General features: G+C 63.7%; 11 protein-coding genes. All 11 read right to left on the bottom strand.

Annotated elements, in window-relative coordinates:
• Positions 1-20 precede the first annotated feature (20 nt).
• Positions 21-1688: a ShlB/FhaC/HecB family hemolysin secretion/activation protein gene (locus VIZ63_RS13830; RefSeq protein WP_331610243.1), complete on the bottom strand. Its 1668-nt coding sequence runs from the start codon at positions 1686-1688 to the stop codon at positions 21-23.
• A gap of 493 nt (positions 1689-2181) precedes the next feature.
• Complete coding sequence (locus VIZ63_RS13825) at positions 2182-2427, bottom strand: formate dehydrogenase subunit delta (RefSeq protein WP_331610242.1); 246 nt, start codon at positions 2425-2427, stop codon at positions 2182-2184.
• Positions 2409-3281 (bottom strand): formate dehydrogenase accessory sulfurtransferase FdhD, encoded by an 873-nt coding sequence (gene fdhD, locus VIZ63_RS13820; protein WP_331610241.1) that lies wholly within the window; start codon positions 3279-3281, stop codon positions 2409-2411. Before fdhD ends, VIZ63_RS13825 begins: the two co-directional genes overlap by 19 nt.
• A complete protein-coding gene (gene fdhF / locus VIZ63_RS13815) occupies positions 3268-6108 on the bottom strand; it encodes a formate dehydrogenase subunit alpha (RefSeq protein ID WP_331610240.1) in 2841 nt (946 codons plus the stop codon). Before fdhF ends, fdhD begins: the two co-directional genes overlap by 14 nt.
• 28 nt (positions 6109-6136) lie before the next feature.
• Positions 6137-7696 (bottom strand): NADH-quinone oxidoreductase subunit NuoF, encoded by a 1560-nt coding sequence (locus tag VIZ63_RS13810; RefSeq protein ID WP_331610239.1) that lies wholly within the window; start codon positions 7694-7696, stop codon positions 6137-6139.
• Entirely contained in the window at positions 7693-8181 is a 489-nt protein-coding gene (locus tag VIZ63_RS13805; protein WP_414703800.1) for a formate dehydrogenase subunit gamma, read from the bottom strand. Before VIZ63_RS13805 ends, VIZ63_RS13810 begins: the two co-directional genes overlap by 4 nt.
• A 165-nt stretch (positions 8182-8346) precedes the next feature.
• Positions 8347-8907, bottom strand: coding sequence for a cytochrome b (locus VIZ63_RS13800; RefSeq protein WP_331610237.1), 561 nt, complete (start codon positions 8905-8907; stop codon positions 8347-8349).
• Positions 8908-8935: 28 nt separating this feature from the next.
• Positions 8936-9508 (bottom strand): S-(hydroxymethyl)glutathione synthase, encoded by a 573-nt coding sequence (gfa, locus tag VIZ63_RS13795; protein WP_331610236.1) that lies wholly within the window; start codon positions 9506-9508, stop codon positions 8936-8938.
• A 19-nt stretch (positions 9509-9527) separates the two neighbouring features.
• Positions 9528-10637 carry an S-(hydroxymethyl)glutathione dehydrogenase/class III alcohol dehydrogenase gene (locus VIZ63_RS13790; protein WP_331610235.1) on the bottom strand — a complete coding sequence of 370 codons (1110 nt, stop codon included), beginning with the start codon at positions 10635-10637 and terminating at the stop codon, positions 9528-9530.
• Between the two features lie 22 nt (positions 10638-10659).
• Positions 10660-11589 carry a quinoprotein dehydrogenase-associated putative ABC transporter substrate-binding protein gene (locus tag VIZ63_RS13785; protein WP_331610234.1) on the bottom strand — a complete coding sequence of 310 codons (930 nt, stop codon included), beginning with the start codon at positions 11587-11589 and terminating at the stop codon, positions 10660-10662.
• Between the two features lie 4 nt (positions 11590-11593).
• The coding region (locus VIZ63_RS13780) for a c-type cytochrome (protein ID WP_331610233.1) at positions 11594-11827 on the bottom strand (234 nt) is incomplete at its 5' end.

Raw genomic sequence — 11827 nt, 5'->3', positions numbered from 1 at the left:
TGGCGCGATGCAGGAGCAGATCAGAAGTATTTGACGGCGTTGATCCAGAAGCGGCTGTCTCGGTCCGGCGCCGAGGTGGCCTCGGCGGCGCCGATCGTGTGGGCGTAGTACGCCTTGACCACAAAGCTGCGCGCGTCGAACCAGTTGAGACCCAGCCCGCCGCCGCTGAGCGTGCGACGATTGCGTCCGGCACTCCAGGGATCCTTGTTTGCGCGGCCAGAGCCGCTGTCGGCGAAGCCGACGAGCTGCCAGTCACCGGACATGCCGGCAAATAATTGCGGCAATGCGAGTCGCACTTCGACACTCACCACGTAGCCCTGATCGACGTACGCCTCGCCTTCGGGATAGGCGCGCACGGCGCCCGCTCCGCCAAGCCCGACCTTCTCCGAGATATCCAGATTCTGTGAGGCCAGTTGTCCCGTCAGCGAACCGTACAACGACAACGTTTCGGTAAGACGTTGCAGGCGCGTGACGCTCCACCCGAGCTTGTCGTAGTGGCCGTTGCTGTGCGCCGAGAGGGCATCGACCTGGGCGGCAGCGGGGCTTTGCAGATCGAGACTGCCGGAAGTCCAGGTCAGCGAGTACGTGCTCGAGCCGCCGCCACCGAGATCGTCGCGGTAGTCGCCGATGAGGCTGGTCATCGCCACCCTGGCCTTCTTGTCCGTGACGGTCGGCGGCGTGAGATCGAGTTTGTCCTGGAATACCTTGCTGTCGAGTCCGAGCTGCGCGTAGAGATTGTTGCTACGCGAGCGAATCAGCGGATAGCGCGCATAAAGGCTGACAATTTCCGCCGTGCCGTGGGCTTTCAGACTTTCGAACTCGCGACCGAGTTCATACCTGAGTGCGGTGTACGCGACACCGACGTCAGCACGTCCGGCCTGAAGTTGATAGGCAGCGCGGCCGTAGTTCAAACCCTCCCATGAGGTCAGCGCGCGCAGAGTCGCGACATCTCCAAGACCCAGCACGCTATTGAAATTCACCGTCGCGCCCGTTCGATACGCCCCGGTATAGCGCCCACCGGAGTTGTCGACGTCGATGGCACCGCTCACGCGCCTGTCATTCGTCACGTCGATGATGAGATCCGACGCACCCACCGATGCGCCGGGCACCAGCGTGGATTTGACACTCACACCCGGCACATCGGCGAGCTGCAGCAGACGGCGTTCCAGCGGTGCAATCGTAATCGCGTCTCCCGTATCGATGCCCGCGATCAGCCGTTTGGCGACGCCATCGGCAAGGTTGCTCTGGTTACGCAGCACGACCTTGCCGTACTGACCCTCGACGATGGCGATGGTGACTGCACCGTCGACGACGTCCTGCGCCGGCAGATGGGCATGCGCAAGAAAGTAGCCGCGGCTGCGGTAGTAGTCCGTGATGGTGACCGTGAAGACACGCAGTTGCGCGAGACTGAGCTCGTCACCGGGCATGAACCCCGTGACTGCGATCAGGTCGGCCTCAGCAAATGCATGAGCGTCGATCAGACGCAGGCTCTGCACCTTGATTCGTACTGCATCGACCGCGGCGGATACCGGCTTTTCCCCACTCTCGATACGCAGTTCGGGAACTGCCTTGTCGGGAACGCGACCCAACGGAATCTGTTGGAGCACACTGCCGGCGGAGGGAACCTCGGCGGCGAAAGCGGCGGAATTGAATGCCAGAAGTGCGAAGACAGTCGACTTGATGCGCAATGGGTTCTCGTGATTTTTGTGATTGTCTGGTCGCCAGGCGCAGCGTCCCTCGACACCCGACTCCGTACGATTGCGCCAGAAAGCCTCTGTAAAGCTTCGTGGCCCAGTCACGGTATCCGCTCTAACGGCATCTCGATGAGACCGCCGTCCGATTCGGTCCGATTCAGGTATTGACTGAGGGACGAAAGAGGCAAAGAGATACGCCGGAACTCGAGCGGCGAGCACTGCGGTTTGAACTGCTCAGGACTGATTGCGCCGGGCACGGACGGCGATAGTGGCAGACCTGCGCTGACGGCAGGCGGGCTGGCCGCAGGTAACGGCGACAGCTCTTTGAGTGGCGGGCGCCCATGCGGCGTCACACCAGATGCTGGCCAGCGCGCGCGACTGGCCAGATGTAGTCGATCTTCAGAGTGCCGCGCCAGTCGCTACAGCACCCATGTCTCGCCTCAGGATGTAGCGCCAGGTCCTGGCGATGCCTGGATCCAGGGAACCGCTATTTTCTCACCGCTTGCGTCTCAGCCGGCCAATCAGCGGCGAGCCTCGCGATCGCTGCCCCCACGTGCGGCGCGAAACCCTGTCCGCCGTCGCGGTGGTACTGGACGATCTGTGCCCGCATGCGCGGATCCCAGAATCGTTTGATGTGGACCAGCACGCCGTTGATCGCCTGCTCTGGCTCCGGCTCGGAAGCAAAGAACGCTCCGATGTCGTTGGCCATGCGGATCAGGCTGTCGATGTGCATTCGAGGCTCGCCTGCGATTCGATCAGACGTTCGGCGCCGCAGTACACGACGCGCTGATTGTCGCGCGCGAAGCCGACCAGCGTCATTCCGGCGCTGCGCGCAAGGCGCACGGCAAACGCCGTCGGCGCAGACACGGCAACGAGGAATGCACCGCCGACGATCGCCGTCTTCTGCACCATCTCATAGCTTGCACGGCTGGTGATCACGAAATAGCCCCGCGAGAAATCGAAGTCCGGCGCATCGCGTTTCAGCGCCCCGATGACCTTGTCCAGCGCGTTGTGGCGGCCGACATCCTCCCGCACCAGCACGATGCCTCGGCCGGGCACGACCCACGCAGCCGCGTGAACGCTGCCCGTCAGGGCATTCAGCAACTGCCTGGCTCGCAGATCCCGCAGCGCCTTGTGCAGATCGTCTGCCCTTACCTGCACACCCTCGGGTGCTTTCGGTGTGGGACGGATGGCCTCTGCAACAGTCGCCTCTCCACACAGGCCGCATCCCGTCCGACCCGTCGTGTTCCGTTGCCGGCGCAGGAGCTGCGAGAATCGCTCGGTACTGATCCCGATGTTCACTTCATACGAGCCCTCGGCTGTCGAACGGGCCTCGAGGGATGTCACTTCGCTGCGGGCGGCGATCCCCTCACTCAACGTGAATCCCAGCGCCAGATCCTCGAGATCGAGCGGCGACGCGAGCATCACGACGTACGGCACGCCCTGGTAGGTCAAAGCGACTGGTACTTCTTCGGCGACCTTGTCGATCAATTCCTCGGCGACGCCATCGCGCCAGCGGCGCACGACCACTTCGCTGGCGGCTGCCGCTGCAGACTCGACACCTGTTGATGACTCAGTTCGGGGCATCGATTGACTCCTGCACTCTCGCCTGGCGCCGCGAGATCTCGCGATGGCGCAACTGCCACGTCGACGGCTGGCTCACCTTCACAGCTTGCACGGCCGTGACCTTGTACTCAGGACAGTTCGTCGCCCAGTCCGAGTTGTCCGTGGTGACGACGTTGGCGCCGGACTCCGGGAAGTGGAACGTGGTGTAGACCACACCGGGGTGGACGCGATCAGTGACATCGGCGCGCAGCACCGTCTCGCCGACGCGGCTGGCCACACCGACCCAGTCTCCGTCTTCGATTCCGCGGACGGCCGCATCGTGCGGATGGATCTCGAGTCGATCCTCGTCGTGCCATGTGACGTTCGGTGTCCGACGCGTTTGCGCACCGACGTTGTATTGTGAGAGCACACGACCTGTCGTCAACAACAATGGGAAGCGCCTCGTCGTACGCTCAGTCGTGGGCACGTACTCCGTGACGTAGAACTTGCCCTTGCCACGAACGAACGAACCGACATGCATCGTCGTCGTACCATCGGGCATCGCATCCGTGCAGGGCCACTGGATGCTGCCGAGCCGGTCGAGCTTCTCGTAAGTCACGCCGGCAAACGTCGGCGTCAGCGCAGCGATCTCCGCCATGATCTCCGACGGATGCGTGTAGTGCATCGGATAGCCGAGCGCTTCGGACAGGCGCACCGTGACTTCCCAGTCCTGCAAGCCGCCCAGCGGCTCCATGATCTTGCGCACGCGCGAAATCCTGCGCTCCGCATTCGTGAACGTTCCGTCCTTCTCGAGGAACGAGGAGCCCGGCAGGAAGACGTGCGCGTACTTGGCCGTCTCGTTCAGGAAGATGTCCTGGATGACCAGGCAGTCGAGGGCCGACAGTGCGGCGGTGACGTGCTGCGTGTTCGGATCGGATTGCGCGAGATCCTCACCCTGGATGTAGATACCTCTGAAGCTGCCATCGAGCGCGGCCTCGAACATGTTCGGAATACGCAGACCGGGTTCCGCTTCGAGTTCGACGCCCCAAGCCGATTCGAACAGCGCACGCACCGCGCCGTCGGACACGTGTCGATAGCCGCTGAACTCATGCGGAAACGAGCCCATGTCGCACGAACCCTGCACGTTGTTCTGCCCGCGCAAGGGATTGACGCCCACGCCCTCGCGACCAAGGTTGCCGGTGACCATCGCGAGATTGGCGATGGCCATGACCATGGTCGTGCCCTGGCTGTGCTCGGTGACGCCCAGCCCGTAGTAGATGGCGCCGTTCGCCGCCGACCCATAAAGTCTGGCCGCGCCACGTACCAGGGCCGCGGGAACGCCGGTCGCGGACTCCAGTGCTTCCGGAGAGTTGCGCGGCTCCGCGATGAACGCCTTCCAGCGGGCAAATGCCTCGGGCTCGCACCGCTCCTGCACGTAGGTCGACTTTTCCATTCCTTCCGTCACGATCACATGAGCCAGCGCGTTCATGACGGCGACATTCGTGCCGGGACGCAATTGCAGATGGAACGTCGCCTCGATGTGCGGCGAGCGGACGAGTGCGATCTCGCGCGGATCGATCACGATCAGCTTTGCACCCTCGCGCAGACGCCGCTTGAGTTGGGAGGCGAACACGGGGTGTGCCTCGGTGGGATTCGCACCGACCACAATGATCACATCGGCCTTCATGACCGAGGTGAACTCCTGCGTGCCCGCGGACTCTCCCAGGGTGTGCTTCAAGCCGTAACCCGTCGGCGAGTGACACACGCGCGCGCAGGTATCGACGTTGTTGTTGTGGAATGCGGCGCGCACGAGCTTCTGGACCAGGAAGGTCTCCTCGTTCGTGCAGCGCGACGACGTGATGCCGCCGACGGAGTAACGGCCATACTTGCGCTGGATTTCGCTGAGGCGGGCAGCCGCGAAGCCGATGGCTTCGTCCCAGCTCACCTCGCGCCACGGATCCGTGACGGCGTCGCGGATCATCGGTCTGGTGATTCGATCCTTGTGCGTGGCATAGCCGTACGCGAAGCGGCCCTTGACGCACGCGTGACCCTGGTTGGCCTTCCCGTCCCGATTCGGCGCCATGCGCACGACGGTCTCGCCCTTGATCTCCGCCGTGAACGAGCATCCGACGCCGCAGTACGCACACGTCGTAGTCGTGGTCCGCTCGGGAGCGCCGAGCGCGATCAGGGACTGCTCCATGAGCGCTCCCGTGGGGCATGCCTCGACGCAGGCGCCGCAGGAAACGCACTCCGATTCGAGGAACGGCTGGTTCTGGCTCGCAGCGACTTTCGATTGCAAGCCGCGCCCGTCGATGGTCAGCGCGAACGTGCCTTGAGTCTCATCGCACGCGCGCACGCACCGCGAGCACACGATGCAGAGATTCGGATCGAAGGTGAAATAAGGATTGCTGGTGTCGAGAGGCGCACGAACCACATCGCGTGCGGCATAGGGCGAACCGGTCACGCCCATGGCGCCCGCCATGTTCTGCAGTTCACAGTGTCCGTCCGCAGGACACGTGTCGCAGTCCAGCGGATGCTCCGAGACGTACAGCCCGAGCACGCCGCGACGCAACTGCATCAGCTTCTCGCTCTGCGTTCGCACCTTCATTCCCGACGCCACCGTCGTGGTGCAGGAGGCCGGATAGCCCTTGCGTCCTTCGATCTCGACCAGGCACAGACGACACGAGCCGAACGCCTTGAGACTTCCCGTCGCACACAACTTCGGAATCTGCGTGCCGAGCATCGAGGCTGCGCGCATCACGGATGTGCCTTCGGGCACGGAGATGGCGACGCCGTCGATCTCGACGCTGACCTGCTGTGCCTGCGTGCTGGGCGGTGTGCCGGGGTCGATGTAGTTGCGTGCGTACATAGGGAATACCTGGGAAATTTACCTGGGTTCAGCGGCGAGTCGGCGCGGCGCCGAAATCCTCCGGGAAGTGTTCGAGCGCACTGCGAACGGGGAACGGCGTCATTCCGCCGAGTCCACACAGAGAGCCTTGCAGCATCGTCTCGCACAGATCATCGATGAGTTGCAGGTTGTGCGAGCGGTCCACGTTCGCCATCACCTTGTCCATGAGTTCGACGCCGCGCGCCGAGCCGATCCGGCACGGAGTGCACTTCCCGCACGACTCGTGTGCACAGAACTCCAGCGCATAGCGCGCCATCTTCGCCATGTCGACGGTGTCGTCGAACACGACGATGCCGCCGTGCCCGAGCAGCGCGCCGATGGCCGTCAACGCTTCGTAGTCCACCGGAACGTCGAACTGCGAGGCCGGGATGTACATGCCAAGCGGTCCTCCCACCTGCACGGTCCGGATCGGCCGTCCGCTCGCCGAACCGCCGCCGATGTCATACAGAAGTTCCCTGAGCGTGACGCCGAAAGCGCGCTCGACCAGGCCGCCGCGGCGGATGTTTCCCGCGAGCTGGATCGGTACGGTACCTCGCGATTTCCCCGTGCCGTACTCGCGATAGAACTCGGCACCTCGCTGCAGAATGATCGGCACGCTCGCAAGGGACACGACGTTGTTGACGACCGTCGGCTGCCCGAACAAGCCCTTGATTGCCGGGAGCGGCGGACGCACGCGAACCTCACCGCGCTTGCCTTCGAGGCTCTCCAGCATGGAAGTCTCTTCGCCGCAGATGTAGGCGCCTGCACCGAGCCGGACCTCGAGATCGAAGCGCCGGCCCGAGCCGAGAACGTTCGCACCGAGGTAGCCTTGGTCATACGCTTTCTGGATCGCGGCTTCGAGCGCGCGAGCGGCGTGCGGGTACTCGATGCGCAGATAGATCTGGCCCCGTTCGGCACCGACCGCGATCCCCGCGATGGTCATGCCTTCGATGAGCACGAACGGATCGCCCTCCATCAGCATGCGATCTGCAAACGTGCCGGAATCGCCTTCATCCGCATTGCACGCAATGTATTTGCGCGCCGCTGTCTGTTCGAGCACCGTCTTCCATTTGACGCCGGTGGGGAACGCAGCGCCGCCCCGACCTCTCAGTCCGGACGCCGTCACGATCTCGACGATCTGTGCCGGCGACAGTTCGAGCGCACGTCTGAGGCCGAGGTAGCCGTCATGCGCTACATAGTCTTCGAGGCTGAGCGGATCGGTCACTCCAACACGCGCGAACGTCAGCCGCTGCTGAACCTTGAAGTAGGGAATGTCTTCGGTAAGCCCCTGCGCGAGCGGATGCTCGCGGCCCTGCAGGAAGCCCGCCTCGAACAGGCCCGCAACGTCGGCGACCTTTACCGGACCGTACGCATGCCGGCCGGCCGATGTGCCCACTTCGACCAGCGGCTCGAGCCACATCGCGCCACGCGATCCATTGCGGATGACATTCACCGGCAGTGCACGGCGAGCGGCTTCGGCGGTGATCGCCTTCGCTACTGCTTCTGCGCCCACCGACAGCGCGCTCGCATCGGCTGGCACGTATATCGTTGTACTCAGGGTCGCGCTCATGGCAGCGCCTCGGCGCTCAGCAGTTCGGGCAGATGCTCGGGCGTGACACGCCCATGCAACTCGCCATCGATCATGACCGACGGTGCGCAGGCGCAGTTGCCCAGGCAATAGACCGGCTCGAGCGTATATCGGCCATCCGCTGTCGTCTGATGGAAGTCGATGCCCAGCAGCGTCTTCGCACGCTCGGTCAATTGCTCACAATGCATCGAGCGGCAGGCTTCCGCCTGACACACCTGCACCACGTGTCTGCCGCGCGGGTGCTGGCGGAAGAAGTGATAGAAAGTCACGACTCCGTGCACTTCGGCGCGCGACAGGTTCAGGGACCTGGCGATGAGAGGAACCGCTGCGGGCGGAATGTGATTCAAAGTGTCCTGGACCGCGTGCAGGATTTGCAGCAAGGGTCCTTCCGACGACGAATACCGGGCGACCGCCGCCGCGACCACCGCTTCGACCACACCATCACCGGATGCTGCACTATCGACCATCCCGACCGAACTCATGACTCGCTCGCTCCTGTTGCCGGCTTCGCATGCCGTGCGAACTCACGCGCAGCCATGCGCTTCAGGTCCTTATGCTGTGCCTGTCCTCCCCGGGTCGCAACTTAAGGAGTCGACACCCTCCCTTGCTGCGTGGACCCACTCGGAAAATACCTACTGCCCCGCCTGTCGGCCTGCACCCACACGCGGCCACATCCTCTGGAAGATGCCATCGCGCAGGAACAAGTGACGCAGTGCACTGACGAGGTGAATGCCAATGAGCGCGACGAAGACATAGGACGTGATGACGTGGGTGCCGTTGAGCACAGCGTAAACCTGCGCGTTCTCGGGCCCCCACGGCGGCAGCAGGACCACGTTGAAGAATCTGACGCCGTACTTGCTGAAGTTCGAAGCAACGTAGCCTGTCAGCGGCATCACCAGCATGCAGGCGTAGAGCAACCGATGGCTCGCGTCCGCGGCGGCGCGCTCCCACGCCGGCATCGATCCGGGAAGGCGCGGCGGTGGGTGGCCCCATCGCCAGGTCAAGCGGACGGCGATCAGCACACCGATGGTCAGGCCGGTGGACTTGTGAAGATTCACCCACCACGAACGCGCCGGCGTGCCGCGCGGGATCTCGTCCAGGCTCCAGCCGAGCAGGATCTGGACGAGAATGGCCGCGGCGAGCAGCCAATGCAGCGCGATCGCGGTTCGCGTATACCGCGCCGCCTCAGCCATCACCCGCCCCGAACCGCACTGCCGCCCCTCACGCCGCGAGCACGCCCTTCGCCTTCGCGGTATGCGTCGCAATCAGATCCATCAGCGGCGGCGACAGACAGTCGTAGGGCTCGAGCTTGAGCTCCTTGAGGCGTGCGCGGATCTCGCCCATGCGCTCGGGCTTCACGCCCGACTCGATCACCGAAGAGACGAACGCCGCGAATTCGGGCGCCGCCCAGCCCTTCTCTTTCGACAGCTCGACGTGCACGAAGTCGAAGCCATAGAGCGGATGGTTCTTGTTCTCGATGCGGCCGTACATGTGGACGCCGCAGCCCGTACACGCATGGCGTTGAATCGCCGCCGACTCATCGACGATCTTGAGCTTCTGCTCGTTCGCCGTGACCTTGACGTTGTCGCGCCCCGTTACCGCCACGAGGGAGAACATGGCCCCTTCGGGTTTCCAGCACTTGGTGCAGCCACAGACGTGATTGAACGCAACGTCGCCCTTGATGGCGACCGTGACGGGCGATTGAGTGCACTTGCAGGTCAACGTGCCCCCGCCGAAATTGGGCGTGCCCGGCTGCACGCCGTTGTCGACCATGGGATGAATTGCTACTGGCATGTTCGTGTCTCCGTTGAGTTCAGAACAGGGCAACGCTGCGAATCGACTCGCCCTTGTGCATGAGGTCGAATGCGTCGTTGATTTTCGCTAACGGCATCGTGTGAGTGATCAGCTCGTCGATCCTGATCTTCCCGTCCATGTACCAGTCCACGATCTTCGGGACGTCGGTGCGACCGCGCGCGCCGCCGAAGGCTGTGCCCTTCCACACCCGCCCGGTGACCAGCTGGAACGGGCGCGTCCTGATTTCCTGTCCGGCGCCGGCGACGCCGATGATGACCGAGACGCCCCAACCGCGATGGCAGCACTCGAGGGCCTGGCGCATCAGATCGACATTGCCGACGCACTCGAAACTGTAGTCGGCGCCACCGTCGGTCACCTCCACCAGGTGCGCGACCAGATCGCCGCCGACCTCTTTCGGATTGACGAAATGCGTCATGCCAAACTTCTGTGCCAGCTCGTTGCGTTTGGGGTTGATGTCCACCCCGACGATCTTGTCAGCACCAGCGAGCCTTGCGCCCTGGATCACGTTCAAGCCAATGCCGCCGAGGCCGAATACCACCACGTTCGCGCCGGGCTCGACCTTCGCGGTGTTGATGACGGCGCCGATGCCGGTCGTCACGCCACAGCCGATGTAGCAGACCTTGTCGAACGGTGCGTCCTCGCGGATCTTCGCGAGCGCGATCTCCGGCAGCACGGTGAAGTTCGAGAACGTCGAACAACCCATATAGTGATGAATCATCTCCTTGCCGATGGAGAAGCGGCTCGTGCCATCGGGCATCACACCCTTGCCCTGCGTGGCGCGGATCGCCGTACACAGATTCGTCTTGCGCGACAGACACGACTTGCATTGCCGGCATTCGGGCGTGTACAGCGGAATCACGTGGTCGCCCTTGCTGAGCGTCGTGACGCCGCGGCCGATGTCGACGACCACGCCTGCACCCTCGTGCCCGAAGATCACCGGGAACAGACCCTCCGGATCCGCGCCCGAACGCGTGAACTCATCGGTGTGGCAGATGCCCGTCGCCTTGATCTCCACCAGCACTTCGCCGTCCTTCGGCCCGTCGAGGTCGACGGTGGTGACTTCGAGCGGCTTGCCCGCGGCGTAGGCCACTGCAGCTTGCGTCTTCATTTCGCACCCCCCGCTTGCGTTGCTATTGCGGCTCGAGCCGCAGCGGAATCGTCTTGGGTACACTGCCTGCACGGGCCTGATCCGCCGCTTGCGTACTCTCGACGAGTTGCCCGTTCGCATCGAGCAACGGCACGCGGTAGCGGGTCAGGATTGCATCGATCCTGTCCTGATGCGCGCCGATCCACGCGTCGAGCTGCTCCTTCCACTCCTTCTCGCCGAAGCGCACACCCATCGATATCTCGTAGTCGAACTTGATGGCGTCGTCAGGCATGAACGGCGCAGTGCGCCAGGCCGGGAAGCCCGCGTGACGTGCGGACAGGAAGCCGGCAATCGGTCCCCACAGAATGGCAGCATCGATCTTGCCCGCCTCCAGGTCCTGCTCGATCGTGTGCGCGGGAGTCTCGGCAGGGTCGCCGCTCTGCGGTGTGTAGACGACGGCGTGCTCCATCATCTCGTTGCGCAGCAGCCAGTCTGCGCCGGGCGAGCGTCCGAATACTCCGATGCGCAGTGTCCGTCGCTTCTCCGCCGGGAGCTTCAACAGATCCTCCGCGGTGCGCATTCCCTCGAAGTCCTCGCGCCCGGACAGCAGCAACACGTACGTGGATTTCATGTAGGGCCGCGTCGTCGCCGTGAGTTCGTAGCCTTTCGGCACGCCGATGATGACGTCGCACTTGAACTGCTCGGTGCGCGGATCCCGGGCGCGCAGCGTGTTGCGAACGAAGCCCATGCGCTGCGGAAAAAAGCTGTACTCGAGCTTGCGACCGAGATCGCGCGCCAGCTCCTCGGCAATGCGGTTCTCGTAACCTTCACCGCGATCGTTGGACAGCGGCAGGTTGTTCGGATCTGCACAGACGCGCAGCACAGACTCGGGATCCTTGGCGCTCGGGACGGCTGTCGCCGTCGTGATGCACGCAAGACCCGCGAGGGCGAGCACGTAGCGGCTCACGCCCATGCGTCTATTCGATCGGGGAGAGGCGGCCGGGCAGGATCTGGCCATCGGAACGACCTTTGAGATAGGCGTACAGACCTTCCCAATTCTGGTTCACCATCTGACTGGTATTGAAGGGCGGCATGCCCTTCTCCGGGCGGCCGTTCATGATCACCGTGTGGAAGTCTTCCTTCGACAGTACTTTCAACGACTCGACGAGCGGCGGGCCAACCAGCCCCTCCTGTTGAGCGCCGTGGCAACG

This window comes from Povalibacter sp. (assembly GCF_036520495.1).
Classification (GTDB): Bacteria; Pseudomonadota; Gammaproteobacteria; order Steroidobacterales; family Steroidobacteraceae; genus Steroidobacter.
The sequence above is the reverse complement of the archived record's forward strand: the minus strand, read 5'-3'. Positions and strand labels throughout refer to the sequence as shown.